Source organism: Planosporangium thailandense, assembly GCF_011947195.1.
Taxonomy (GTDB): Bacteria; Actinomycetota; Actinomycetes; order Mycobacteriales; family Micromonosporaceae; genus Planosporangium; species Planosporangium thailandense.
Window position 1 is genome coordinate 198,762 of sequence record NZ_JAATVY010000006.1, and the last position, 26,218, is coordinate 224,979.

Here is a 26,218-nt window from a genome sequence, read left to right on the forward strand (position 1 = left end):
GGCGCCGGCCGCCTCGCGCCGGCGGCGCGTCAGTCGGGCCGGGCACGTCTGCGCCGCGCTGCCCACACGGCGAGCGCGACCAGGGCGGCCACCTCGACGACCGCGCCCGGCCAGCGGGTGAGGATGGCGAGGTTGTGGCTGTCCGGAACGACGACGACGCTGAGCACCGCCACCGCCACGGCGGTGGCGCGCAGGAGCCGGGGGCCGGCCGCCGCCGCGAGCACCGCGGCCGGGGCCGCCGCGTACCAGGGGTAGACGACCGGCGCCAGCACTACCGTCACGGCCAGCGCCAGGCCCGCCGCGACGGTCACGGACCGGGTACCGCCGGAGCGCACGGCCCGCCACCAGAGCGCCACGAGCGTCACGGGCAGTACGACGTACAGGGCGCCCGCGCGCACCGCGTCCTCCGTCGCGGGGATCGCGCCGTGAACGCCGGCCAGCGACAGCGGCCCCGCGGCGACAGCGCCGAGCACGGCGCCGACGGCGCTGGGCGGTGACATCCATGACACCGGCTGGTGGGACACGGGCAGTGCGGTCACCCACCCGGCGTCCAACCCGGCGACCACCGTGACGGCGGCGAAGACCGCCACCGCGGCGCCCCCGGCGGAGAGCACCGCTCGCGGCCACCGGCGGCCCGACGCCACGGCGAGCAGCACGGCGAACGGCAGCGCGACGACGGCGGTCGCCTTGACCGCGACCGCGAGCCCCAGCAGGGCGCCGGCGGCGACGGCCCGGCCCCGCGCGGCGACCGCGAGGCCGCCGACGACGAGCCCGACGGTAAGCGCGTCGTGATGCGCGCCGCCGACCAGATGGACCAGCACGACCGGGTTGGCCAGGCCCAGCCAGAGCGCGACGGCCGGGTCCGCGCCGCAGCGCCGTGCGAGCGCCGGTACGCCGGCCGCGAGCCCGGCCAGGCCGGCGAGCGCGGCCAGGCGCAGCGCCGCGACGGTGGCCAGCAGCGAGCCGTGCGCAGCCGCGGCGCTGACGAGAACGGCGAGCGGACCGTACGGCGCGGGCTGGTCGCGCCAGATCGGCGGGATCGCCGTCAGCCACCGGCACGGCAGGTCCGCCGGCCCCACCCGGTACGGGTCCGCACCGGCGAGGTAGATCTGGCCCTGGCAGGCGTAGGAGTAGACGTCGTGACTGGCCAGCGGAGCGGCGGCGAGCAGTGGTAGCGCCCACAGCACCGCGGTGACCAGCACGGCGCGTGGGGTGACCCGACCCTCGCGCGCCGCCCGGCCCACCGCCCACCAGGCGCCGATCAGGACGGCCGCCGCGGTCACCCACAGGGCGAGGCCGATCCCGTGCCAGACCGGCCCGGGCAGCAGGGGCGCCGCCGGCGTCAGCTGACCCGGATCCTGCCAGGGCAGCGCCCCGACGGTCCACGACAGCAGGGCCATGAGCGCCGTGGCGGCCAGTCCGGCGTACCGCGCCGACGTGGACCACCCCGTACTCGTCGCGACCGGAGTCGCCGTCGATGCGCTCACGGCCGGTCGAGCAGCAGGTCCCGGAGCGCGTCGAGGATGTCGTCGGGGACGCCCAGGCCGTCGCGCACGTACCGGTCCATGCCGCCGTACCCGCGCTCGACCTCGGCGTACGCCGCCGCCAGGTACTCCGGACGCACCTCCAGCAGCGGCAGCAGGTGCTCCGGGTGCACCACCCGCCCCTTGGCCCGCATCGCGTTCATGATCGATACGTTGGTCGCCCGCGAGTAGTCGTTGGTCGCGAGGTAATCGGCGACGATCGTGTCCCGGTCCACCCCGAGGACTTCGAACAGGATCGCCGTCAGCCAGCCGGTACGGTCCTTGCCGGCGCTGCAGTGGAACAACAGCGGCTCGCCGGCGGCCTCGCCGATCGTCCGCACCGCCGCACCGAACCCGGCCCTGGCCTGGGCGTCGTTGGCCATCCAGCGGTAGATCTCGACCATCGCACCGGGCGAGCCGTCGACCGAGGCGGCCGGCGCCGCCACCGCGACGTCGTGGCCCATGAGAACCGCCGACACGTACGTGAACACCGGGTGCTCCGGGTCGAACACCGGGATGTGGCGGATGCGGGGCGCCGGGTCGGCGGGCAGGCGATCGGCCGGCGCCGCGTCGATCTCGCTGCGGTCCCGCAGGTCGACGACCCAGGCGAGCTTGCGCTCCGCCAACGTCGCCACGTCGCCGTCGGTGAGGCGGCCCAGCGCGGTGGAGCGGCTCAGCACGCCCGCGCGCACCCGCGCGCCGCCGGCGGTCACGATACCCCCCAGGTCGCGGGCGTTCGGCGCGCCGATCAGACCCAGTCCACGCTCGAGCATGCCACCTCCGTTACGTCGTTCCCGTGAGAGACAGCCTGCCTCATGTGGCGCGCGACCGTGCGGCCGGCCGGATGTCCGCAGGCCGGCCGGGCCACCTCCGGCCGGCGCGGCGCCGGTCAGTCCGAGACCCGGTCCCGGCCGGGGGACGGGGGTTGCGGTGCGGCAGCCGGCCCGACGAGCTCCCGGCGAGCGACCCGGCGGGACTTGATGAGGCTGGCCACCGCGGTGATCGCGAGTGTACCGAGGATGGCGGCCAGCGAGAGCTCGATCGAGATCTCGGGCGCCCACGCCACCGGCTCCCCACCGTTGATGAACGGGACGTCGTTGTTGTGCAGTGCCTCCAGGAACAGCTTGACCCCGATGAAGCCGAGCACGACCGACAGCCCCGCCGACAGGTAGACCATTCGATTGAGAAGATCGCCGAGCAGGAAGTACAGCTGCCGCAGCCCCATCAGGGCGAACACGTTCGCCGTGAAGACGAGGTAGGGCTCCTGGGTGAGGCCGAAGATGGCGGGGATCGAGTCGAGAGCGAAGATCAGGTCGGTCGTACCGATCGCGATCATCACGACGAGCATCGGGGTCAGTAGCCGCCGACCGGCCACCACCATCGTCATGTGAGCGTTGTTGTAGCGGTCGGACAGCGGCAGCACCCGCCGGACCCACCGGATGAACGCGTTCTCCTTGAACTCCTCGTCGTCGCCGTCGCCACCCGCCGCGAGCCTGACGGCCGTGTACACGAGGAACGCCCCGAACAGGTAGAACACCCACTCGAAGCGGCTGATCGCGGCCGCCCCGACGGCGATGAACGCGCCCCGCATCAGCAGCGCCAGCCCGATGCCCACCAGCAGCACCTTCTGCTGAGCGCTGCGGGGCACGGCGAAGCGGGCCATGATGATGACGAAGACGAAGAGGTTGTCCACCGAAAGGCTGTACTCGGTGATCCAGCCGGCGAAGAACTGGCCGGCGTACTCGCCGCCCTGGAACGCCAACAGGCCCATGCCGAACGCGACCGCCAGGCCCACGTAGAACAGGATCCAGAGCACGCACTCGCGGATCGAGGGCTCGTGCGGACGGCGGCCGACGACAGCGAGGTCGAACAGCAGTAACGCGCAGAGGCCGACGAGACTGATCGCCCAGACCGAACCCGCGACGTTCATACAGAAATCCTCCGGTAGGCACGCCACACCGGCGGCACCGGGCAGCGCCCGGTGTGCGGCGGTGTGCAGTTGTGACTCCGGAGGTCTCTCCCGCCGCCGTTGGTCGGCGACCGGCGACGCCGGGCGACCGGTGGCCCGAAGGCCGAGGCAGCCGTGTTGACGACGTCGTCGCGAGGGAATACTCCCCTCCCTGCTTCACCCATTCTCCCCTATCGCCTTCCGCGTACGCGACCGGCCGGGTAGATCATGACGCGCGTGTCGCGTGTCGGCCGTCACCGACGGGTCCCGCCCGCCAACACCGCGCGCCGGACCGCATCACCCCGGCGCGGCGCGGCCGCCGTCGACGTGGCAGGCTGGCCGGCATGGTGATCGAGGTGGCGTTGATCGACGTGCAAGAAGGTCGCGAAGACGATTTCGCAGCCGCTTACGCCAAGGCGAAGTCCCTGGTGGAGACCACGCCGGGCTGCCGTTCGGTGCGTATGACCCGGGGCGTGGAGACGCCCACCCGGTTCGTCCTGCTCGTCGAGTGGGACTCCGTCGAGGCCCATATCGACAACTTCCGCGCCTCCGACCGCTTCACCGAGTGGCGCGCGATGATCGGCCCCTACTTCGACGGCGCGCCCCGCGTGGAGCACTTCGTCGACCTGCCGGCCTGATCGCCGGACCCTGGCCTCACATGGGCCCCGGGTAGGTTGCGACGATCGTGGCCATCTCCGGGGTCACCCGCACCTCGGACGCGAGAAGCTGGGGATGGCGCAGCCAGTGCAGCCGGGCCGCGTCGGGCTCGTCGCCGTAGCGCGGTGGCCAGCCGTCGATGGGCGTGAAGTCGTCGATGACGACCACACCGCCCGGGCGCAGCCACTCAGCCGGCTCCAGTGCCTGCCCGCCGCCCTTGCCCTGGCCGCCGCCGTCGAGCACCAGCAGGTCGAACGGGCCGAACCCGGCCAGGTCGGTCCAGTCGCCGGTGACGACCTCCACGTTGGGCGCGCCATCGAACACGGCGCGGGCGGCCGCGGCGGCCGTCGGATCGCGCTCCACGCTGACCAGGCGTGCGTCGGGGCCGGCCCCGCTGGCGAGCCACGCCAGGCCGACGCCGAAACCGGTACCGGTCTCGCCGATGACGCCCGGACCGACCCCGGCCGCCAGCAGTCGCAGCAGTTCGCCCTGCGCGGGCAGGCAGGACAGCGCGAAGCCGCTGTCCCGCGCGGCCGCGACGGCGGCAGCCACCAGCGGCGGAAGGTCCACCCGGCCGCCGTAGGCAGCGGTTCCATTTAGCGTCATGAATGCCAGTATCGCAGTCAGCGCACGCCGGCGACGTCCATGCCGCGCAGCTCCTTCTTCAGCTCGCTGATCTCGTCCCGGATGCGGGCGGCCAGCTCGAACTGAAGCTCCCGCGCGGCTCCCAGCATCTGCTCGTTCAGATCCTGGATCAGCTGGGCAAGGTCGGCCCGGGCCATGCCTTCCCGGGACGGAGTGGCGGCCTTGCGACGGGAGCGGGTCTCGGGCACCGGAGCCTTGCCCCGGCTCATCTGCCGGCCCGCGCCGCCAACCAGCTCTTCGGCCTCGTCGGCCTCGCGGTAGATGTCGTCGAGGATGTCGTGGATCTTCTTGCGCAGCGGCTGCGGATCAATGCCGTTGGCCTCGTTGTAGGCGATCTGCTTGGCCCGCCGCCGGTTGGTCTCGTCGATCGCGTGCGCCATCGACGGAGTCACCTTGTCGGCGTACATGATCACCTGGCCGGAGACGTTACGGGCGGCGCGGCCGATCGTCTGCACGAGGCTGGTGCCGGAGCGCAGGAAGCCCTCCTTGTCGGCGTCGAGGATCGCCACCAGGCTCACCTCGGGCAGGTCGAGCCCCTCCCGGAGCAGGTTGATGCCGACGAGCACGTCGTAGTCGCCGCGCCGCAGCTCCTTGAGCAGCTCGACGCGGCGCAGCGTGTCGACCTCGGAGTGCAGGTAACGCACCCGGATGCCGTGCTCGAGCAGGTAGTCGGTGAGGTCCTCAGCCATCTTCTTGGTCAGCGTCGTGACAAGGACCCGCTCGTCGCGCTCGGTGCGCACGCCGATCTCGTGCATCAGGTCGTCGATCTGGCCCTTGGTGGGCTTCACGATCACCTCGGGGTCGACCAGTCCGGTCGGCCGGATCACCTGCTCGACGTACTCGCCCTGGGTCTTGCCCAGCTCGTACGGCCCGGGCGTGGCCGACAGGTAGACCACCTGACCGACCCGGTCGGTGAACTCGTCGAAGCGCAGCGGACGGTTGTCCATCGCGCTGGGCAGCCGGAAACCATGCTCGACCAGGGTCCGCTTGCGGGAGGCGTCGCCCTCGTACATGCCGCCGATCTGCGGCACGGTGTTGTGCGACTCGTCGATGACGGTCAGGAAGTCGTCGGGGAAGTAGTCGAGCAGGCAGTGCGGCGGGCTGCCGGCCTCACGCCCATCGATGTGCCGGGAGTAGTTTTCGATGCCGGAGCAGAACCCGACCTGGCGCATCATCTCGATGTCGTAGGTGGTGCGCATGCGCAGCCGCTGGGCCTCCAGCAGCTTGCCCTGCCGCTCCAGCTCCTCGAGCCGCTCGGCGAGCTCCGCCTCGATGTCGCGGATCGCCCGCTCCATCCGCTCCGGACCGGCCGCGTAGTGGGTCGCCGGGAAAATCAGAAGCTCGTCCGTCTCGCGGAGCTTCTCGCCGGTGAGCGGGTGCAGGTAGGACAGCTGCTCGATCTCGTCGCCGAAGAACTCGATCCGGATCGCGAGCTCCTCGTAGGCGGGGATGATCTCCAGGGTGTCGCCGCGGACCCGGAAGGTGCCCCGGTTGAACGCGATGTCGTTGCGGGCGTACTGCACGTCGACGAGGCGGCGGAGCAGCTTGTCGCGGTCCATCTCGTCGCCGACCCGCACCTTCACCGCCCGCTCGAGGTACTCCTGCGGCGTACCAAGACCGTAGATCGCGGACACCGTGGCCACGACGACGACGTCGCGGCGGGTGAGCAGGCTCATCGTCGCCGAGTGGCGCAGCCGCTCGACCTCCTCGTTGATCGAGGAGTCCTTCTCGATGTAGGTGTCGGTCTGCGGGATGTACGCCTCAGGCTGGTAGTAGTCGTAGTAGCTGACGAAGTACTCCACCGCGTTGTGCGGCATCAGCTCACGGAACTCCTTGGCCAGCTGTGCGCACAGGGTCTTGTTGGGCGCGAGGATCAGGGTCGGTCGCTGCAACCGCTCGACCAGCCACGCGGTCGTGGCGCTCTTGCCGGTGCCGGTGGCGCCCAGCAGCACCACGTGCCGGTCGCCCCGGCGCACGCGCTCGGCCAGCCCCTCGATGGCGGCCGGCTGGTCGCCGGAGGGCTGGTAGTCACTGACGACCTCGAAGCGACGGTCCAGGCGCGGAATGGCGAGCGTCATGGCACAACCGTACGCCGGACGTATGACAAGATCCGACGGTCGCTGTCCCCCGCCGGTGTGCCCGCACGAGTATCGACCCGCTATTGCGATTGTGTGCCGAAGATCACCAGGTTACCGTCAATACGTAGGCCGCTCGCGGCGGCCGATCGGGACGCTGACGGATCCACATACCGGTCCGTCCCCCGACGCGCGGTTCGCAGCCCCGGCCCTAGCCGGTGAGCGCGCCGCAGCGGTCGCGCGCAGTGCGCTGACCGGCCGCCGCGAGCGCCGTACGCTTCCCGCCCTTCCGCAGGGCTTCCGCCCCGCCGCGACAGCCGCGACGATCGCGCCGTCGGCGCTGACGCGCGGCCCGTCCCGTGCTGCCGTCATGGCGCCGCAGGGCACGGGTCTCGATGACGAACGGAGATTCGGTGCTGGCGAATGCGGCCGTCGGCGCGGGGTCCGCGTCGTAGCGCCGTCGATCGTGACCTCGGCATGACAACTGTCATGCCGGCGCCAGGCGCTCCCGCCACACCTCGTCGACTCTGTGGTCCAACTCCTCAAGGGTGCCGTCGTTGACGATCACGATGTCGGCGGCGGCCCGCCGCTGCTCGTCGGTGGCCTGTGCGCGGATCCTGGCGACCGCCTCGTCCCGCGTCATCCCCCGGTCGCCCATCAGCCGGGCGATGCGCGTCTCCTCGTCGGCGAGCACGACGATGACGATCTCGTACGCCGGCGCGAGACCGCTCTCGACGAGCAGCGGTACGTCGTTGACCACGACGGCGTCCGGCGGCGCGGCCGCGACCAGTTCCGCGGTCCGCGCGCGTACCCGGGGGTGGATGATCGCTTCGAGGCGGCGGCGCGCGGCCTCGTCGTTGAACACCCGGCGCGCGAGTGCCGCCCGGTCGAGCGAGCCGTCCGCGGCCAGCACTTCCGGCCCGAACACGGCGACCACCTCGGCCAGCCCCGCAGAGCCGGCGGCGACGGCCTCCCGAGCCAGCCGGTCGGCGTCGATCACGACCGCGCCGAGCGTTGCGAGGCGGCCCGCGACCGCGCTCTTGCCGGCGCCTATCCCGCCGGTCAGTCCCACCATCAGCACGGGTCAGAGTCAACCGCACCGCAGAAGGTGCCGATCAACCGGGTACGCGTCCCGTTGTAGATCTCGGGGATTTTGACAGCAATGGACGGCTGACCACGAAGCGGCCCGCACCGGCAGAGCCGGTGCGGGCCGCTTCGGATAGTGCTGGTCGCCGACGAACGTCAGCTCTTGCCGCCAGCGAGCTTCTCGCGCAGCGCGGCGAGCGCCTCGTCGGTGGCGAGAGTGCCGCTCGGCTCCTCGGCTGCCCGAGCGGGCGACGGGGTCGACGAGGAGGTCGGGCCGGCGGGAGCCGCCTCGGCGCTGGCCTCGGCCGCACGGGCGGTCTGGACCTGCTTGGTGTGCGCCTCCCAGCGGGCACGGGCCTCCGCGTACTGCCGCTCCCACTCCTCGCGCTGCTTCTCGAAGCCCGGCAGCCACTCGCCGGTCTCCGGGTCGAAGCCCTCGGGGTAGATGTAGTTGCCCTGCTGGTCGTAGGTCGCGGCCATGCCGTAGAGGGTCGGGTCGAAGTGCTCCTCGCCCTCGACGAAGCCCTCGTTGGCCTGCTTGAGCGACAGCGAGATCCGCCGGCGCTCCAGGTCGATGTCGATGACCTTGACCATGACCTCGGAGCCGACCTGCACGACCTGCTCCGGGATCTCCACGTGGCGCTCGGCCAGCTCGGAGATGTGCACCAAGCCCTCGATGCCGTCGTCGACGCGCACGAACGCGCCGAACGGCACCAGCTTGGTGACCTTACCCGGGACGATCTGCTGGATCGCGTGGGTGCGCGCGAACTGGCGCCACGGGTCCTCCTGCGTCGCCTTCAGCGACAGCGAGACCCGCTCGCGGTCCAGGTCGACGTCCAGGACCTCGACCTCGACCTCCTGGCCCACCTCGACGACCTCGGACGGGTGGTCGATGTGCTTCCAGGACAGCTCGGAGACGTGCACCAGACCGTCGACGCCGCCGAGGTCCACGAACGCGCCGAAGTTGACGATCGAGGAGACGACGCCCTTGCGGACCTGGCCCTTCTGCAGCTTGTGCAGGAACTCGGTGCGCACCTCGGACTGGGTCTGCTCCAGGTAGGCGCGCCGGGACAGAACCACGTTGTTGCGGTTCTTGTCCAGCTCAATGATCTTCGCCTCGAGCTCACGCCCCACGTACGGCTGAAGGTCGCGGACCCGGCGCATCTCCACCAGCGACGCGGGAAGGAAGCCCCGCAGGCCGATGTCGAGGATGAGGCCACCCTTGACCACCTCGATGACGGAGCCGCGGACGACGCCGTCCTCTTCCTTGATCTTCTCGATGGTGCCCCACGCCCGCTCGTACTGCGCGCGCTTCTTCGAGAGGATCAGCCGGCCCTCCTTGTCCTCCTTCTGGAGAACGAGAGCCTCGATGTGGTCACCGACCGACACAACCTCAGCGGGGTCGACGTCGTGCTTGATCGACAACTCGCGCGAGGGGATGACGCCCTCGGTCTTGTAGCCGATGTCGAGCAGGACTTCGTCCCGATCGACCTTGACGACGGTGCCTTCGACAATGTCGCCGTCGTTAAAGTACTTGATGGTCTCGTCGATCGCGGCGAGGAAGGCTTCCTCCGTGCCGAGGTCGTCGACGGTGACCTTGCTGCCGCTGGTGGCGGCGGGTGCGCTCGAGGTGGCCTCGATGCTGCTCGTCATGTGGGTTGTTGCTCCGGTCGGATGGATGTCAGGCGTGACCTGTAACGCTCTCGAGGACTCGTCACCACCCCTACCCCGTCGTCCCGAGCGGACACCGGGGCGTGCTGGCGACTAGCGGGTCTGCTCCCTGCCGAGACACGCGCCCACGAGTGCATCGAACAGCCTACCGTGCGCAATACCACACGGTCCAACGATCCCCCGCAACCGGACGGATTATCTGCCTGATCTTTTTGTGGAATGTGACTGACCGTACCGTTGTCGCTCGTGAGTGACGCAGGAGTTACCCGTAGACACGTGACCTCAGCGGAGAACCGACGGGCCAGTCGCGGCTGGTGGGACGCTGACGCGGACGCGTACCAGGCCGAACACGGCGACTTCCTGGGCGACGTCGACTTCGTGTGGTGCCCCGAAGGCCTGCGCGAGGCCGACGCGCGACTGCTAGGCGAGGTCACCGGCCGGCGGGTGCTCGAGATCGGGTGCGGCGCGGCGGCGTCGGCGCGGTGGCTGGCCACCCAGGGCGCGCACGCCGTAGCCGCGGACCTGTCGGCCGGGATGCTCCGGCACGCCCGGCAGGCCGCCGCGCGGTCGGGCGTACACGTGCCGCTCGTGCAGTGCGACGCCCTCGCCCTCCCGTTCACAACTGGGCAGTTCGACACCGTCTGTACCGCTTTCGGTGCCGTGCCGTTCGTCGAGGACTCGGCGCGGATGATGTGCGAGGTGTTCCGGGTACTCCGCCCCGGCGGCCGCTGGGTCTTCGCCGTCACCCACCCCATGCGCTGGATCTTTCTCGACGACCCGGGCGAGGGCGGCCTGGTGGCGACCCACTCCTACTTCGACCGCACTCCGTACGTGGAGTACGACGAGACCGGTGCCGCGACGTACGTCGAACACCACCGCACGCTGGGCGACCGGATCCGCGAACTGGTCGCCGCCGGGTTCGTCCTGACCGACCTGGTCGAGCCGGAGTGGCCGGAGGGTCACGTGCAGATCTGGGGTCAGTGGAGCCCGCTGCGGGGCCGGATCTTCCCGGGTACGGCGATCTTCGTGGCCGAAAAGCCGGTTAGTTCTGGCCCCTCCCCGGACGCCGGTTCCCGGGTAGCGTGACCATCGTGACCGCAGAGTCCATCGACCCCACCGCGCGGCCTTGGTCTCCCGACCCAGTCCGGCAGCGGTTGGCCAACCACACGATCGAAGACGTGCTCGCCCTCCCGGACGACGCCCCCCGCGTCGAACTCGTCGACGGAGTGATGGTCGTGGTCCCCTCCCCCACCGTCGGGCACCAGGGCATCGCCAACCTGCTGTGGGCATGGCTCCACGCCCACTGCCCGGCCCATCTCACCGCCGGCACCGCGCTCGGCGTCGCGGTCGGTGCCAACAGCACCTGTGAACCCGACGTCCTGCTGTTCTCGCCTGAGGTGAGTCAGGACAACCACTACTTGATGCCGCACCAGGTCATGCTGGTGGTCGAGGTCGTCTCGCCGAGCACCCGACGCCGCGATCGGCTAGAAAAGCCCGCCGTGTACGCCGACGCCGGCATCCCCTACTTCTGGCGGGTCGAGCAGAACCCGGTCCAGGTGCACGCCTACAAGCTGACCGACGGCATCTACAAGGAGCAGGCGACCAGCGCCGACGAGTTCGTCGTCGCCGAGCCGTTCCCGATCCGGCTGCCGATCCGCGAGATCACTCCGTAGACCGGCGGGCGACGGTCAGGAGGTGGCCGCTCGCCCCGTACAGGCTCGGCTCGGTCTCCACCTGACGCAGCCGGGCGAGCACCTCCGGCTCCCAGTCCGGGTCCCCGACCAGGCCACGCACCAGCCCCAGCGGACCCTCGACGGAGACGATCCGGTCCAGTTCCAGGTCGGCCTCGGCCACCTCGCCGGGTAGCTCATCCGGGTGGTGGAAGTACGCGGTCGTGAACCAGCGCCCCTCCGGCGGCCTGTGCTCGCCGGTGGCCAGCACCCGGTCGACCACCGGCCCGAACTCCGGCTCGGCGAGGTAGCCCTTCACGAAGCCGTCCAGCAGCGACGCGAACCGGGTGATCGTGGCGGCCACGACGACGCCGCCGGGCCGCACCACGCGGGCCGCCTCCCGCCAGGCCCGGATCCGGTCGGCGCGGTCGAGCAGGTGGTACAGCGGGCCGAACAGCAGCACCGCGTCGACACTCGCGGCATCGGCCGGCAGCGCCCGGGCGTCCCCCACCTCGGCGGTCACGCCCGGCCACTCCGCCGCTGCGGCAACGTGCTCGGCGACGGCGTCCACGACGCGCACCGTGTAGCCGACGTCCGTCAGGGGCGCGGCGTAGACGCCGGTGGCGCCGCCCACGTCGAGCACCCGAGCGGGCGGCGCCGGCAGTACCCGCCCGAGCACGTCCCAGGTACGGAGGAACTCGAGCCGGCCAGCGCCGTCGGTCAGCCGGGCCGTCTCCCCACCCCGGCGGTAGTACGCGAAAATCTCGGCACGCATCCGGCGATGCTCGCGAACGGCCGGGAACTCGGCAACCGGTTTCGGTGCCCGGCGGCGTCTTCGGTGCTCGGCGGCGTCCTTCAGTGCTCGGCGGCGTCCCAGTCGCGGCCCGCGCCGACGGAGACCTCCAGCGGCACGTCCAGCGGGTAGGCCGCGCCCATCTGGGTGCGTACGACCTCCTCCAGCGCCTCCCGCTCCCCCGGTGCGACCTCGAACACCAGCTCGTCGTGCACCTGCAGGAGCATCCGCGACCGCATGCCCGCCTTCTGGAGCGCCGCATCGACCCGCAGCATCGCCACCTTGATGATGTCGGCGGCCGACCCCTGGATGGGGGCGTTGAGGGCCATCCGCTCCGACATCTCGCGCCGCTGCCGGTTGTCGCTGTTGAGATCGGGCAGGTAGCGCCGCCGGCCGAGCACCGTCTCGGTGTACCCGTCACGGCGGGCCTGGTCGACCAGGGCGTGCAGATAGTCGCGAACCCCACCGAAGCGCTGGAAGTACTCCTCCATGAGCACGCTCGCCTCGCCGGGGGTGATGCCGAGCTGCTGGGAGAGGCCGTACGGGGACAGCCCGTACGCCAGGCCGTAGTTCATCGCCTTGATCTTGCGACGCTGGTCGGGGGTCACCTGGTCGACCGGCACGGAGAACACCGACGACGCGGTGGCCGCGTGGAAGTCGAACCCCGAGTTGAACGCGTCGATGAGCGCCTGGTCCTTGGACAGGTGAGCCATGATCCGCATCTCGATCTGGCTGTAGTCGGCTGACAGCAGCGTCTCGAACTCCACGCCGTCGGCGGAGCCCACGACGAAGGCGCGCCGGATGCGCCGCCCCTCCTGGGTCCGGATCGGGATGTTCTGAAGGTTGGGGTCGGTGCTCGACAGCCGGCCGGTCGCCGCGACGGTCTGGTTGAACGTGGTGTGGATCCGCCCGTCGTCGCTGACCGACTTGAGCAGGCCGTCGACCGTCGACTTCAGCTTGGCCACGTCCCGGTGGCGCAACAGGTGCTCCAGCAGGGGGTGCTGGGTCTGCGCGAACAGCCACTGGAGCGCGTCCGCGTCGGTCGTGTACCCCGTCTTGATCTTCTTGGTCTTCGGCAGCCCGAGCTCGTTGAACAGGATCTCCTGCAACTGCTTGGGCGAGCCCAGGTTGAACTCCCGGCCGACCACCGCGTACGCCGCCTGCGCCGCCGCCTTGACCTCGCCGGCGAAGTGGGACTCCAGCTCCGACAGGTAGTGGGTGTCGGCCGCGATACCGGCGCGCTCCATCCGCGCCAGGACCTCCGACAGCGGCAGCTCGACCTCGGCGAGTAGGCGTTGGTGGTGGTCGCCGCCGCGCAGCGGGTCGGCGGCGATCGCGTCGGCCAGGTCGAGCGTGGCGCGCGCCCGCAGCATCAGGCCGCGCTCGACCTCCCCCTCGTCGCCGAGGCCGTCGAGGGTGAGCTGGCCGTCGTCGGGCTGCTCGACCCGCAGCTCGCGCTGCAGGTAGCGCAGCGCCAGGTCGGTCAGGTCGTAGGACCGCTGGTCAGGCTTGGCCAGGTAGGCCGCCAGCGCCGTGTCGGTGACCACACCGCGAAGCTCCCAGCCGCGCGCGGCAGCGGCCAGCAGCGCGGGCTTCACGTCGTGCAGCACCTTCGGCCGCTCCGGGTCGGCGAGCCACAGGGCGACCGCCGGCTCGTCGGAGTCGTCGAGCCCGGCCGGGTCGAACCAGGCCGCCGGCCCCTCGGCGGTCGCGAGCGCCACGCCCGTCAGCTCACCCGTGCCGCGACCGAACGTGCCCGAGACAGCCACGCCGATACGGGTGCCCACCCCCGCGTGCTCCTCCAGCCAGGCCTTCACCGAGCCGGGCGCCAGCACCGTGCCGGCCAGGTCGAACCCGGCGTCGGCCTCGGGCTCGACGGCCTCCAGGTACTGGTAGAGCCGGTCGCGCAGGATCCGGAACTCGAGGGTGTCGAACAGCCGGTGCACTGCCTCCCGGTCCCACCCACGCCAGTGCAGGTCGTCGGGGCCGACCGGCAGCTCGAGGTCGTCGACCAGCTTGTTGAGCTCGTAGTTGCGCATGACGTCGGCCAGGTGGGCGCGGAGGTTCTCCCCCGCCTTGCCCTTGATCTGATCGACCTGCTCGATGATGCCGTCGAGGTTGCCGTACTGCCCGATCCACTTCGCGGCGGTCTTAGGGCCCACGCCGGGCACGCCGATGAGGTTGTCGCTGGTCTCGCCGACGATCGCCGCCAGGTCCCGGTAGCAGTCGGGGCCCACCCCGTACCGCTCGCTGACCTTCTCGGCCGTCATCCGGTCCATCTCGGAGACACCGCGCTTGAGGTAGAGCACGGTGATGGCGTCCTCGACGAGTTGGAACGCGTCCCGGTCACCGGTGACGACTCCGACCTCCATGCCGGCGTCGCGGCCCCGGCGGGCCAGCGTCGCGATCACGTCGTCGGCCTCGTAGCCGGGCTTCTCCACATAGCGGATGCCCAGCGCGTCGAGGACCTCCCGGATCAGGCCCACCTGTCCCGGGAAACTGTCGGGGGTCTTGGCCCGGCCGGCCTTGTACTCGGCGTACTGCTCGGCGCGGAACGACTGCCGCGACACGTCGAAGGCGACACCGATGTGCGTCGGCTTCTCGTCGCGCAGCATGTTGATCAGCATGGAGGTGAAGCCGAACACCGCGTTGGTCGTCTGACCGCTCCTGGTCGCGAAGTTCTCCGCGGGCAGCGCGTAGAACGCCCGGTACGCCAGCGAGTGGCCATCGAGCAGAAGGAGTCGCGGTGTGGTTTCAGCCGACGAAGGTGTCACGCCTGGCGACTCTAGTCGGCACCACCGACAGGACATGTGTGCGGCACGGCATTGTCGCCTCAGCGACGTTCGCCGGTGACCCTCAGATCGCCCGGGCGGGGCAGCGACCGCCGTTGCAGCAGCGGCTGCAGGTACCAGACAAATGCCAGCCAGAGCCCCAGGGCGCCGGCGACAACGCCCGCGAGCGCCGCCCCGGCGACCACAGAGAAGATCAGGTACACCGCTCCGACCACCGCGATGAGAAGCAACGCCAGCCCGACCAGAGCGAGCCGGTTCGCCTCGTCGACGAGCTGCGGCTTGCGCCGGCGGCGGAAGAGGATGCGGTGGTGGCTGACCGGGGCGATGAGGCACGAGGTGGCCAGCGCGGTCGCGATGAGCGTCGCCAGGTACACCACCCGCTGCTGCGTGGAGACCCTCCCGAAGCCCTGTGTGAACGGCAGCGTGAGCAGGAAGGCGAACAGGATCTGGACGCCCGTCTGCGCGACCCGCAACTCCTGGAGCAGCTCGGTGAAGTTCCGGTCGGCGCGCTCGGCGGACGTCTCCTGACGTCCGTCGACCGCCGCGTCGCGGTCCGTGGCGTCGTCCACGGCCGCCACCTCCTCGCCGGTGCGCACAACGCTGATCGCCATTGATTGCCCAGGCGGGTGCGCGGCAAAACGCGGAAGGCCGGCGCGGGCGGCACCGCGGTACCTGGCGGTCACGGGGGACGTGGGCGGCACCGCGGTACCTGGCGGTCGCGGGCGACGCGGGCGCGCACCTGCGCGGGGGCGCCCGCGCCGGGCACCGTCGGCGGAACCTCCCCTACCTCAGTTCCGCCGACGGCGGCATCGGTCGCCGGTTCACGTATCGATCGACGGCCACTGACGCCGAAAACGAGGGTACGGTGCGGAGCCCCGGGCGGCGGTACCCCCGGGCGTACCGCCGCGCCGACCACATAGAGGCCGATCGTTCGACGTTCGGCTTCAAGCGGCTCCCTGTCCGGCTCCTTTCCGGCCCCCGCCGGCCGGCACCGCCCACGGTGGACACGGACTCATGACCAACCCGCAACCTGCGCTGTTCCTATTGATGCGCGGCTTGCGGGTACGGCCGGAAGCTGCGGGAGCCCGCTGCTTCCGGCCGCCTCACACGACCGTCGGCTCAGAGAACCTTGGCGAGAAACGCCTGGGTACGCTCGTGCTGCGGGTTGGCGATCACGTCGCGCGGCGCACCGGCCTCGACCACCACGCCGCCGTCCATGAAGATCAGCGAGTCGCCGACCTCCCGGGCGAACCCGATCTCATGGGTGACGACGACCATCGTCATCCCGTCGGCGGCCAGGTTCTTCATGACGTCGAGCACCTCGCCCACCAGTTCGGGGTCGAGTGCGCTGGTCGGCTCGTCGAAGAGCATCAACTTGGGCCTCATCGCCAGCGCCCGCGCGATCGCGACCCGCTGCTGCTGCCCGCCGGAGCACTGCCCCGGGTACGTGTCGACCTTGTTGGCCAGACCCACCCGGTCGAGCAGCTCGATCGCCCGCTCGCGGACCTGCGCCTTCGACTCGCGGCGCACCCGCAGCGGCGCCTCCATCACGTTCTCCAGCACCGTCATGTGCGGGAACAGGTTGAACCGCTGGAACACCATGCCGATCGACCGGCGCTGCGCGGCAACCTCCTTCGCCTGCATCTCGTGCAGCTTGCCGCCACGCTCCCGGTAGCCGATCAGATCGCCGTCGACCCAGATCCGACCGGCATTGATCTTCTCCAGGTGGTTGATGCAGCGCAGGAACGTGGACTTGCCGGAGCCGGAGGGCCCGATGACACAGCAGACCTCGCCGTGGCGTACCTCCAGGTCGATGCCCTTGAGGACCTCCAAGTGGCCGAACGACTTGTGCACGTTCTCGGCGCGCACCATCGGCTGGTCGCTCACGTCGCGATCCCCTCTCCCCCGCCACCCTGCTCGGCGGCGAGCCCGCGCAGCCTCATCCTCGCCCTGGCCTGCTGGCCATAGCCGCGGGAGAAGTGCCGTTCGATGAAGTACTGGCCAACGAGCAGCAGGCTGGACAGGACCAGGTACCACAGGCAGGCGGCGACGTACATGGGGAACGGGTCGAACTTCTTGTGGCCGATCGCGTCGAGCTGGAAGAACAGTTCGTACGTGACCGGCACGGCGATCAGCAGCGAGGTGTCCTTGAGCATCGCCATCGTCTCGTTGCCGGTCGGCGGCACGATCACCCGCATCGCCTGCGGGAGGATGATCCGCCGCAGCGTCTGCCCGCGGGTCAGGCCCAGCGCCTCAGCGGCCTCCCCCTGGCCCGGATCGACCGACTGGATGCCGGCGCGCACGATCTCGGCCATGTACGCCGCCTCGGACAGCGCCAGCCCGAGCAGGCCCGCGAAGAAGCCCGTGAAGACGTCCCGCGAGGTGAACCCGCCGATGCGCAGATGCAGGGCGGAGATGCCGAACAGCTTGCCCAACTGGGTGTCGAAGGGCACGCCGAACTCCACCCGGCTCCACAGAATGCCCAGGTTGCCGCAGATGGTGAGCAGCACCAGCCGCGGCACGGACCGGAAGAACCAGGTGTACGCCCAGGCAACCGATCGCAGGATCGGGTTGTCCGACAGCCGCATGACCGCGATGACCGCACCGAGCGCAACGCCGACCACCATCGCGCAGAGGGTCATCAGCAGCGTGCCCCGCAGCAGCCCGTCAACGACCGGCGGCCGGAACATGCTCTCTTTCAGGAACCGCCAGTGGAACGCGGAGTTCGTCAGGAGCACATGCACGAACATCGCGATCAACACGGCGAGAACGGCGATGGACACCCAGCGACCGGGGTGCCGCACGGGCACGGCCTTGATCGGTTCAGGCCGTGCCCGCACGTCGGTGACGTCGGTACTCATCGTCAGGCGCTAGGGCTGGCGCTCGGGCTGGCGTCGCCGCCCTGGCTCGGGTTCAGTTCAGGGTTGTCGATCGCGCCGGCCTGCACGCCCCACTTCTCGAGGATCTTCTTGTACGTGCCGTCGGCGATGAGCGCCTTCACCGCGTCGCGGACCGCCTCGGCGAAGGCCGTCTGGTCCTTCTTGATGGCGTACCCGTACGGCGCCGAGTCGTAGATCTCGCCCAGCGTCTCGAGCTGACCGTTGGTCTGCTTCACGGCGTATGCGATGACCGGCGAGTCGGCCAGCATCGCGTCGTCCTTGCCGGTCACCACGGCGTTCGTGGCGGTGTCCTGGCCCGGGTACGGGTCGACGGTGATCGCCGGCTTGCCCGCCTCGGTGCACTTCTTGGAGCGGGCGCCGATGTCGTCGACCTGGACCGTGTCCTTCTGGACGGCGATCTTCTTGCCGCACGCGTCGTCCGGCTTGATCCCCGCCGGGTTGCCCTTCTTGGTCGCCCACTGCGTGCCGGCCGAGTAGTAGGTCACCATGTTGGCCTGGGCCAGCCGCTCCGGGTTGACGGTGAACGACGAGACGCCGATCTCGTACTTACCCGACTCGGTGACACCCGGAATGATGTCGCCGAAGGTGGCAGTCTGGAACTCGGCCTTGAGGCCCAGCTTGGCGGCGACGGCGCCGAACAGGTCGACGTCGAACCCCTCGGCGGTCTTGCCGTCGTCGGCGAGGAACTCACTCGGCGCGTATGTCGTGTCGCTGCCGACCAGGATCTTGCCGTCGGCCTTGATGGCGGCGGGCACCTTGTCGGCCAGGGCCTTGTCCACGCTGACGCTCGGGGCGGCGCTGGACCCGGTGCCGCTGGACCCGCTGTCGGAGTCCGACTTGCTGCCGCACGCCGCGAGGGAGAGGGCCATCGCGGCGGCCGCGGTCAGACCGACCGCGGCTCGCTTCCCTGGGGTGGTGGTCAGAAACATCGTTGCCAAATCCTCCTGAGGAGTTGTACTCGCACGGTAACGGGCACGGTGGAGCCGAACGCAGCCGGCTCCTAGGCCACACCCAGGTACGCCTCTTTCACCGCGGGGTCATGCAGCAGCTCCGCACCGGTGCCGGAGCGCACGATGTTCCCCGTTTCGAGCACATACCCGCGGTGTGCGCGGGACAGCGCCTGTTGGGCGTTCTGTTCGACCAGGAGGATCGTGGTGCCCTGCTGGTTGATCTCGGTAATGATCTCAAAAATCTTCTGGATCAGCATCGGGGCCAGGCCCATCGACGGCTCGTCGAGCAGCAGCAGCTTGGGCCGGCTCATCAGGGCGCGCCCGATCGCCAGCATCTGCTGCTCACCGCCGGACAGGGTGCCGCCCAGCTGCTTGGCCCGCTCCTTCAGGCGCGGAAAGAGGGTCAGCACCCGTTCGAGGTCGGCGGCGATGCCGTTCCGATCCTTGCGGGTGTAGGCACCCATGTCGAGGTTCTCGAGCACCGTCATGCCCGGGAAGATCCCCCGACCCTCGGGCGCCTGGCACACACCCCGTACCACCCGCAGGTCGGCGCGTAGCCGGGTGATGTCCTCGCCGTTGAAGCGGATCGAGCCCGACGCGACCGGACGCAGGCCGGAGATGGCCCGCATGGTGGTGGACTTGCCCGCGCCGTTGGCCCCGATGAGCGCCACGATCTCGCCCTCGTCGACGGTCAGGCTGATGCCGTGCAGCGCCTGGATCCGCCCGTACTGCAGGGTCACGTTCTCCAGCTCAAGCAGCATCTGCCGGCACCCCCAGGTAGGCCGCGATCACCTTGGGGTCGTCCCGGACCTCGGCCGGCGTACCTTCAGCGATCTTCTTGCCGAACTCCAACACCACGATCCGGTCGGTGACGCCCATGACCAGCCGCATGTCGTGCTCGATGAGCAGGACCGTGACGCCGGTGTCCCGGATGTCACGGATCAGTTGGAGCAGCTCCTCCTTCTCCGCCGGGTTGAACCCGGCGGCCGGCTCGTCGAGGCACAGCAGCTTCGGGTCGGTCGCAAGCGCCCGGGCGATCTCGAGCCGGCGCTGTTCGCCGTACGAGAGGTTGCGGGCGACGTGGCCGGCCCGGTGCCGGATGCCGACGAACTCGAGTAGCCGCAGCGACTTCTCCCGTCCCTCGGCCTCCTCGCGCCGGTAGCGCGGCAGCCGGAACAGCGCGCTCAGCACGCTCGACCGGTGGTGCGCGTCGGCGCCGACCATGACGTTCTCCAGCGCCGTCATCTCCGGGAACAGCCGGATGTTCTGGAAGGTCCGGGCGACGCCCATGCAGGTGATCTCGTGCTTGCGTAGGCCCGTCACCCGCTGACCGCCGAACCGGATCTCTCCGGACGTAGGCCGGTAGATCCCGGTCATCGCGTTGAAGCAGGTGGTCTTGCCCGCTCCGTTGGGACCGATCAGGCCGAAGATCTCGCCTTCGCCGATGGTGAAGCTCACCCCGTCCAGCGCGACGACGCCGCCGAACCGGAGGGTGACGTCGTCAACCTCCAGCAGCGGAGCGCCCGCCGTGGGACGGTCGGGGCGGGCGTCCGCCGACGCCTCCTCGTGCGGTTCCCCGATGGTCGTGCGGATCGGCTCGTCGACCCGCTGCCGCGCCATCTCGTCTTCCCATTCCGTCGATTCGACATGAGGCTCGCTCACTGCGGTGCCACCTCCTTGGCGCGGTCCTTGAGCTCCAGCGCGCGGCGCCGGCTGGGGATGAGCCCCTGCGGACGGAAGATCATGATGAGGATGATGATCACACCGAAGATCAGGTACCGGTACTCGTACGCGTCGGTACCCAGGATCTTCGTTCCGCGCAGCCGGTCCGGAATGTACGAGATCAAAGCGCCGCCGAGGATCGCGCCGGCCATGTTGCCGGAGCCGCCCATGACCACGGCGGCGAGCACCAGGATCGACAGCTGCAGCTGGAACATCGCCGAGTTGACGAAGCCGTTCTCGCCGGCGAACAGCACGCCGCCGAGGCCGCCGACGCAGGCGCCGATGGCGAACGCCCACAGCTTGTACTTGATGGTGCGCACGCCCATCACCTCGGCGGCCTCCTCGTCCTCCCGGATGGCCAGCCAGCTTCGCCCGACCCGGCTGCGCTCAAGGTTCCGCAGCGCGAGCACGACGATGATGATGACGGTCACGCCCAGCCAGAAGTACGGGGTCGCGTCCCGGACCCCGAAGATCGGGGTACCGTCGGCGTGCTTGCCCGGCGGGTGCGGGATGCCCGCGAAGCCCTGGTCACCACGCAGAAAATGAGGTGTGTTGTCCGCCGTGATCCGGATGATCTCGGCGAAGCCGAGCGTGACGATGGCGAGGTAGTCGCCCCGCAGCCGCAGCGTCGGCCAGCCGAGGATCAGCCCGCTGAGCATCGCGATCGCGATCGCGACCGGGATGGTGGCCAGCCAGACCCACTTCGTGCCGAAACTGCTGTCGCCGGAGGCGAGCAACGCGACCGTGTAGGCGCCGACGGCGTAGAAGCCGACGTACCCGAGGTCGAGCAGCCCGGCGAAGCCGACGACGACGTTGAGGCCGAGGGCCAGCAGGACGTAGTAGGAGATGTTGAACAGCGCGGTCGGCCAGTCGATCCCCTGCGTCACCACCTGGGGACCGATGATCGGCACGTCTCCGGCGTACGGCAGCAGATACGCGACGGCCAGCACCAGCACGATCAACGCCCAGCGCGCCGGCGTCGGCAGGTTGTCCAGCCGCCCGCGCAGGCCACCGCCCCGCTTGCCCTGGGGCGGGGCCGCCTTCTGCGGCTTCGAAGGAGTGTCCGCGGTGGTCGTCATGCCCTCGCCCTTCCGAGAGACTCGCCCAGCAGGCCGGTCGGCCGGAACATCAGCAACGCCACAAGGAGGACGAACGCGCCGACGCTGTGCCAGTTCGTTGCGAACAGTCCCGCCACGTAGTTTTCGAACAGGCCGAGGACGATCCCGCCCAGCAGTGCTCCCCGCAGGTTGCCGATGCCGCCGAGTACCGCGGCGGCGAACGCCTCGACTCCCAGGTACAGGCCGTTGTCGTAGCGAACGTTGCCGATCTTCAGCAGGTACATGATGGCGGCGACCCCGGCCATCAGGCCGCCCAGCAGGAAGACCAGCGAGATGACCCGGTTCTTGTTGACGCCCATCAGCGCGGCGCTGTCGGGGTTCTGCGAGACGGCGCGGATGCCCCGGCCGAGGCGCGTGCGGTTGATGAACAGGTCCAGCCCCACCATCATCACCAATGCGACGACGACGATGAAGATCTGCAGGTCGGTGACCTTGCCGTCCAGGAACGGGAAGACCTCCTCCTGCTTGATCAGGCGCGGCACGCCCTTGTTGTTGCGGTGGGTGAGCACGCCGACGAACTCCGAAATGGCGATGGAGGCGCCGATCGCGGTGATCAGGAAGGCCAGCGGCGGGGCGTTGCGACGGCGCAGCGGCCGGTACGCGACCAGTTCGATCACTAAAGCGGTGACCGCCGAGGCCGCCATCGCCGCCACCAGCCCGATCAGCAGGTAGCCGACGAACCCGCCCAGCCCGGGGGTTGGCGAGTCCTGGTTGAGCCCGAAGCCGCCCCAGACGATGACAGCGGTGAACGCGCCCACGGTGAACACCTCGGAGTGGGCGAAGTTGATCAGTCGAAGTACGCCGTAGACCAGGGTGTACCCGAGGGCGAAGAGCGCGATGATCGCGCCCTGCGCCAGCCCGGTCACGGTCAGCTCGCCGAACTGGTGGAAAAGGTTAGAGAAGTGCAAGGGGTGCTCCAAGGTACGGATAAGGAGCGGTGCGGCCGGGAGCCTCCCCGACCGCACCGATCCGTCGACTCATGTCCTTGCTCGTACCGGCGAAGAGCCGATCACGCCTTGGGCGCCGCCTGGTCCGGGACGACCTCGCCATTGTTGACCTTGAACGCCCACACCACGATCTGGGTCGGGTCGAGCTCCCCGGTGTCGGTGAACTTGTAGGTGTTCGCCACGCCGGTGTAGTTGACCGACTTCAGGTAGTCGTTCAGCTTCTCCGGGGTGGTGTTGCCCTTGCTGATGCCCTCCAGGAAGATGTTGGCCGCGTCGTAGGCCACATCGCTGTAGGTACCCGCGTCGACCTTCCACCGCGTCTTGTAGTCGGTGACGAAGCTGCCCTTGGCCTTCGACGCCGGCGCGCACGGGCAGGTCAGGATCGTGCCCTCGGCGGCGTCCTTGCCGGCGGCCTCGATGTAGCCCTTGTCGTTGACGCCGTCGCCGGCGACCAGGACGCCCTTCCACCCGGCGGCGGTGAGCTGCTTACGGAACACTCCCGCGTTCTGGTAGTAGCCGCCGTAGAACAGCGCGGTCGCGCCGCTGGCGACGACCTTGGTGACGGTGGCGGAGAAGTCGGTCTGCTTGCCCTCACCGCCGACCTTGTCGCTGTCGACGACCGCCGACCCGAGGGTGGCCTTGACCTGGTCGGCCAGGCCCGCGCCGTACGCCGACTGGTCGTCGACCACGAAGGCCTTCTCCGCCTTCAGCACGTTCTTGATGTACGCGCCGGCGGCCGGGCCCTGAGCGCTGTCGTTGGCGACGGCCCGGTGGAAGTACTTCCAGCCCTTGGTCGACAGCACCGGGTTGGTGGCCGACGGCGTGATGTTGGGGATCTGGGCGTCGTTCAGAATCGGGTTGGCCGCCTGCGACTCGCCCGAGAACGGCAGGCCTACGACACCGAGGATCTTCTTGTCCGCGACGAGCTGGCGGGCAAGGCCGGGCGCGACATCCGCGCTGCCCTGCGAGTCGAACTTCTTGATGACGATGCAGTTGGCGCCGTTCTTCTTGTTGTACTGCTCGACGGCGAGCTCCGCGCCCTGCTCGATGTTCACGCCGAGATTGGCCGACGGGCCGGTCAATGCGCCCAGGTACGCAATCTCGTACCCGCAGTTCTTACCCTCGGCCGCGTTTCCGCTGCCGCCACTGCTGCTCTTATTGCACGCCGCTAGCCCGGCGGCGAGCGCCACAATGGCCACCCCGCCCAACGCACGCGTGAGTCCCTGCCTCAAGGCCTTGACCCCTCCTCCATCCGGTGGATCCCGCCCGACGTCGCGTGAGCTGCGACGATGTGACGAGGATCCCAATTTCGCGGTCCGGTCTGGGGCGGGACTCTATTGCACGGAACGAGCAGACCGTAAGTCTCCGCGAACGGCTTTGACTGAACCGTTACATGAGGTCGCGTTCTTGGGGTGTGAGGTGTAATACACCGGCCTCTATGCCGGCTTCGCGGAAGGCTTCGTGGGAGCTTCAGCGAGTATCCGGTCGGCTACTTCCCGCATTGTCATCCGGTGATCCATGGCGGTGCGCTGGATCCATTTGAAGGCTTCCGGCTCGTTCATGTCATATGCCGTCATCAACATGCCCTTGGCACGCTCGATCGCCTTGCGCGTCTCCAAACGCTCCTGCAGGTTGGCGACCTCGTCCTCGAGCGCCGCCATTTCCGAGAACCGGGACAGTGCGATCTCGATCGCCGGCACCAGGTCGCTCTTCTGGAACGGCTTGACCAGGTAGGCCATAGCTCCCGCCGCGCGCGCCCGCTCCACCAGTTCGCGCTGGCTGAACGCGGTCAGAATGACGACCGGGGCGATCCGGCCCGCCGCGATCTTCTCCGCCGCGGCGAGACCGTCCATGATCGGCATCTTGATGTCGAGAATGACGAGGTCGGGACGCAGGTCCTCGGCCAGTCGTACGGCCGTCTCGCCGTCGGCCGCCTCGCCGACGACGTCGTAACCCTCCTCGACCAGCATCTCGCGCAGGTCCAGACGGATCAGCGCCTCGTCCTCCGCGATGAGCACCCGACGGCTCGGTACGTCAGCCACTCGCGACACTCCGATCGACCTCGAAACTCCGACGGCGGTTACCGCCCCGCTCAGAGTAGTCGGTACCCTATGACGGCGTGTCGGTCCCCGTATCCCAACCGGCAGAGGAACGGAGCTCAAACCTCCGACAGTGTGGGTTCGAATCCCACCGGGGGCACACAGAAAAGGACAAGTGCCGCATCCGTCGTCGATCCCTCCCGGCGGCGGGCTCGTCGAGAGCCGCTGGCGTCAGCTTCCGCGGGTGACCCGGGCGGTCACGGTGACCGCGTCCGCCGCGGCGCCGGGCGACGCCGAGGAGCCGGTCCATCGGCCGTCCTTGACCGTCCACGTCCGTCCGGCGACGCGCACCTGTTCGACGCCGCACTCCGCGGCGTGCGACACCATCCAATAGGCGTACCGCCAACCGGTCTGGGCATCCGCCGCCCGAACGGTCACCTCACCGCCGTCCGAGCCGGTCACCGCCGCGTCGGCGCCCCAGTCGGCGCGCAGCCCGGCCACCACGGCCTGGGCCGCCGCCGCTCCCCGCGGCGCCGGGCCGGCACCCGATCCGGAGCCGAGCGTGCACGTGACGGCCTGCTCGGCCCCACCCGTGAGCGCGCGGGCCAGCACGTCGGCCCGGTCGCTCCACTGCGCGTACGCCTCCGGATAGGCGCTGTGCTGGACCGCCTGCGCCGCGTCACCGACGTCCATCGTCTGCCAGTCGGGGACCTTGACGAGCGCGGCGTAGAACGCGGCGGACGCGAAGCGCTCGTCCATCAGCTGCTGCGGGTTCCCCCAGCCCTGGCTCGGCCGCTGCTGGAACAGCCCCACCGAGTCGCGGTCGCCGCCGGACAGGTTGAGCAGCTTGGACTCCTGCATCGCCGTCGCGAGCGCCACCTGAACGGCCCGTACCGGCAGGTGCCGGCGCACTCCGACGGCGGCGATGGTCGCCGCGCTGGCCATCTGCTCGGGCTCGAGCGCCGCCGTGCCGCCCGCCCGCGCCACGCACTCCCGCGGTGGCGGCAGCGGCTTGAGCGCCGCCGGCATGAGCACCCGCCACGCGCCGTAACAGGTCAAGCCGACAACGGCGACGACAACCAGCAGCGCCACCGCAACCGTGCGGAACCGCAAGCCCACCTCCCGACGCGACGGCGCGGACGGCTACGCCATCCGCGCCCGCTCAGCGTACGGGTATCCCGCCAACCCGGCCGAAACCGGACGGCGGGCCGTGGCCGACGGTTTACCGCACCCCGAGCAGGTCGACGACGAAGATGAGGGTCTCGCCGGGCTTGATGACGTTGCCGGCGCCGCGGTCGCCGTACCCGAGGTGCGGCGGGATGGTCAGCCGCCGACGCCCGCCGACCCGCATGCCCTGGACGCCCTGGTCCCAGCCGCCGATGACGCGGCCGGCGCCGAGCGGGAACGTGAACGGCGCGCCCCTGTTCCAGGAGGCGTCGAACTCCTCGCCGGTGGAGTGGGCCACCCCGACGTAGTGCACGACCACGTCGTGTCCGGCCGTGGCCTCCGGCCCGTCACCGACGACGAGGTCGTCGATCTGCAGCTCGGTGGGGGGCTCGCCGTCGGGACGGTCGATCGTCGGTCTGCTCGTCGTCATACCGCTCAGCCTAGGTGGCGGGCCGGCGGGCGGCCGGGCCGCGCTCCTCCGGTTGCCGGCGCAGGCCGCCGGGCGCACGCTCGTA

23 protein-coding genes, 1 tRNA gene and 1 pseudogene are annotated in these 26,218 nt (G+C 70.0%); 4 read left to right on the plus strand and 21 right to left on the minus strand.

The window, feature by feature from the left end; translation table 11 throughout:
- Nucleotides 1-29: 29 nt before the first annotated feature.
- The 3 genes from mptB to HC031_RS12100 form a co-directional block, all read right to left on the minus strand.
- Nucleotides 30-1,487: a polyprenol phosphomannose-dependent alpha 1,6 mannosyltransferase MptB gene (mptB, locus tag HC031_RS12090; RefSeq protein ID WP_338090613.1), complete on the minus strand. Its 1,458-nt coding sequence runs from the start codon at nt 1,485-1,487 to the stop codon at nt 30-32.
- Nucleotides 1,484-2,296 carry a tyrosine-protein phosphatase gene (locus HC031_RS12095; protein ID WP_167925334.1) on the minus strand — a complete coding sequence of 271 codons (813 nt, stop codon included), beginning with the start codon at nt 2,294-2,296 and terminating at the stop codon, nt 1,484-1,486. Before HC031_RS12095 ends, mptB begins: the two co-directional genes overlap by 4 nt.
- Nucleotides 2,297-2,412: 116 nt before the next feature.
- The gene (locus HC031_RS12100; protein ID WP_167925335.1) at nt 2,413-3,453 is read right to left on the minus strand and encodes a TerC family protein; all 1,041 of its coding nucleotides are present in this window, start codon (nt 3,451-3,453) and stop codon (nt 2,413-2,415) included.
- A 362-nt stretch (nt 3,454-3,815) separates the two neighbouring features.
- Here HC031_RS12100 and HC031_RS12105 point away from each other — a divergent pair, with 362 nt between their 5' ends.
- A complete protein-coding gene (locus HC031_RS12105; protein ID WP_167925336.1) occupies nt 3,816-4,109 on the plus strand; it encodes an antibiotic biosynthesis monooxygenase family protein in 294 nt (97 codons plus the stop codon).
- A 16-nt stretch (nt 4,110-4,125) separates the two neighbouring features.
- Here HC031_RS12105 and HC031_RS12110 read toward each other — a convergent pair whose 3' ends face one another.
- The 4 genes and pseudogenes from HC031_RS12110 to rpsA all read right to left on the minus strand — a co-directional run bounded on the left by HC031_RS12110 (nt 4,126) and on the right by rpsA (nt 9,587).
- Nucleotides 4,126-4,734 (minus strand): O-methyltransferase, encoded by a 609-nt coding sequence (locus HC031_RS12110; RefSeq protein WP_167925337.1) that lies wholly within the window; start codon nt 4,732-4,734, stop codon nt 4,126-4,128.
- 17 nt (nt 4,735-4,751) lie between these two features.
- Nucleotides 4,752-6,851, minus strand: coding sequence for an excinuclease ABC subunit UvrB (gene uvrB / locus HC031_RS12115; RefSeq protein ID WP_167925338.1), 2,100 nt, complete (start codon nt 6,849-6,851; stop codon nt 4,752-4,754).
- A gap of 490 nt (nt 6,852-7,341) precedes the next feature.
- A pseudogene (coaE, locus tag HC031_RS12120) lies at nt 7,342-7,929 on the minus strand (dephospho-CoA kinase); the annotation flags it as partial.
- 161 nt (nt 7,930-8,090) lie between these two features.
- Entirely contained in the window at nt 8,091-9,587 is a 1,497-nt protein-coding gene (gene rpsA / locus HC031_RS12125; protein ID WP_167925339.1) for a 30S ribosomal protein S1, read from the minus strand.
- A 264-nt stretch (nt 9,588-9,851) separates the two neighbouring features.
- Between rpsA and HC031_RS12130 the strand changes: the two genes are divergently transcribed.
- Both HC031_RS12130 and HC031_RS12135 read left to right on the plus strand, forming a co-directional pair.
- On the plus strand, nt 9,852-10,691 hold the full coding sequence (locus HC031_RS12130) for a methyltransferase domain-containing protein (protein WP_167925340.1): 840 nt from the start codon (nt 9,852-9,854) through the stop codon (nt 10,689-10,691).
- A gap of 5 nt (nt 10,692-10,696) precedes the next feature.
- Nucleotides 10,697-11,278 (plus strand): Uma2 family endonuclease, encoded by a 582-nt coding sequence (locus tag HC031_RS12135; RefSeq protein ID WP_167925341.1) that lies wholly within the window; start codon nt 10,697-10,699, stop codon nt 11,276-11,278.
- Here the strand turns inward: HC031_RS12135 and HC031_RS12140 are convergent.
- From HC031_RS12140 to HC031_RS12195, 12 genes are all read right to left on the minus strand, one after another.
- A complete protein-coding gene (locus HC031_RS12140) occupies nt 11,268-12,050 on the minus strand; it encodes a class I SAM-dependent methyltransferase (RefSeq protein WP_167925342.1) in 783 nt (260 codons plus the stop codon). The two genes, HC031_RS12135 and HC031_RS12140, sit on opposite strands and share 11 nt — an antisense overlap.
- A gap of 80 nt (nt 12,051-12,130) precedes the next feature.
- Nucleotides 12,131-14,842: a DNA polymerase I gene (gene polA / locus HC031_RS12145; RefSeq protein ID WP_338090614.1), complete on the minus strand. Its 2,712-nt coding sequence runs from the start codon at nt 14,840-14,842 to the stop codon at nt 12,131-12,133.
- Nucleotides 14,843-14,901: 59 nt separating this feature from the next.
- Entirely contained in the window at nt 14,902-15,471 is a 570-nt protein-coding gene (locus HC031_RS12150) for a DUF6328 family protein (RefSeq protein ID WP_205862618.1), read from the minus strand.
- Between the two features lie 508 nt (nt 15,472-15,979).
- Nucleotides 15,980-16,732 carry an amino acid ABC transporter ATP-binding protein gene (locus tag HC031_RS12155; protein ID WP_167925430.1) on the minus strand — a complete coding sequence of 251 codons (753 nt, stop codon included), beginning with the start codon at nt 16,730-16,732 and terminating at the stop codon, nt 15,980-15,982.
- Nucleotides 16,733-16,743: 11 nt separating this feature from the next.
- Complete coding sequence (locus HC031_RS12160; protein WP_167925344.1) at nt 16,744-17,721, minus strand: amino acid ABC transporter permease; 978 nt, start codon at nt 17,719-17,721, stop codon at nt 16,744-16,746.
- A gap of 2 nt (nt 17,722-17,723) precedes the next feature.
- Nucleotides 17,724-18,689 (minus strand): ABC transporter substrate-binding protein, encoded by a 966-nt coding sequence (locus tag HC031_RS12165; protein ID WP_167925345.1) that lies wholly within the window; start codon nt 18,687-18,689, stop codon nt 17,724-17,726.
- A gap of 71 nt (nt 18,690-18,760) precedes the next feature.
- Nucleotides 18,761-19,471: an ABC transporter ATP-binding protein gene (locus tag HC031_RS12170; protein WP_167925346.1), complete on the minus strand. Its 711-nt coding sequence runs from the start codon at nt 19,469-19,471 to the stop codon at nt 18,761-18,763.
- A complete protein-coding gene (locus HC031_RS12175; protein ID WP_338090615.1) occupies nt 19,461-20,372 on the minus strand; it encodes an ABC transporter ATP-binding protein in 912 nt (303 codons plus the stop codon). The genes HC031_RS12170 and HC031_RS12175 overlap by 11 nt, the downstream gene beginning before the upstream one ends.
- Entirely contained in the window at nt 20,369-21,439 is a 1,071-nt protein-coding gene (locus HC031_RS12180; RefSeq protein ID WP_420813632.1) for a branched-chain amino acid ABC transporter permease, read from the minus strand. Before HC031_RS12180 ends, HC031_RS12175 begins: the two co-directional genes overlap by 4 nt.
- Before the next feature lie 68 nt (nt 21,440-21,507).
- Nucleotides 21,508-22,458 (minus strand): branched-chain amino acid ABC transporter permease, encoded by a 951-nt coding sequence (locus HC031_RS12185; protein WP_167925348.1) that lies wholly within the window; start codon nt 22,456-22,458, stop codon nt 21,508-21,510.
- 101 nt (nt 22,459-22,559) lie between these two features.
- Nucleotides 22,560-23,729, minus strand: a complete 1,170-nt coding sequence (locus HC031_RS12190) for a branched-chain amino acid ABC transporter substrate-binding protein (protein WP_167925349.1) — start codon at nt 23,727-23,729, stop codon at nt 22,560-22,562.
- A gap of 204 nt (nt 23,730-23,933) precedes the next feature.
- Complete coding sequence (locus HC031_RS12195) at nt 23,934-24,548, minus strand: ANTAR domain-containing response regulator (RefSeq protein WP_338090616.1); 615 nt, start codon at nt 24,546-24,548, stop codon at nt 23,934-23,936.
- 74 nt (nt 24,549-24,622) lie between these two features.
- On the opposite strand from HC031_RS12195, the gene HC031_RS12200 reads away from it, so the two are divergent.
- Nucleotides 24,623-24,696: transfer RNA gene (locus HC031_RS12200), tRNA-Leu, on the plus strand.
- A 71-nt stretch (nt 24,697-24,767) separates the two neighbouring features.
- Here the strand turns inward: HC031_RS12200 and HC031_RS12205 are convergent.
- Both HC031_RS12205 and HC031_RS12210 read right to left on the minus strand, forming a co-directional pair.
- Nucleotides 24,768-25,649: a hypothetical protein gene (locus HC031_RS12205; protein WP_167925350.1), complete on the minus strand. Its 882-nt coding sequence runs from the start codon at nt 25,647-25,649 to the stop codon at nt 24,768-24,770.
- A gap of 109 nt (nt 25,650-25,758) precedes the next feature.
- Nucleotides 25,759-26,133 (minus strand): FKBP-type peptidyl-prolyl cis-trans isomerase, encoded by a 375-nt coding sequence (locus tag HC031_RS12210; protein ID WP_167925351.1) that lies wholly within the window; start codon nt 26,131-26,133, stop codon nt 25,759-25,761.
- Between the last annotated feature and the right edge of the window lie 85 nt (nt 26,134-26,218).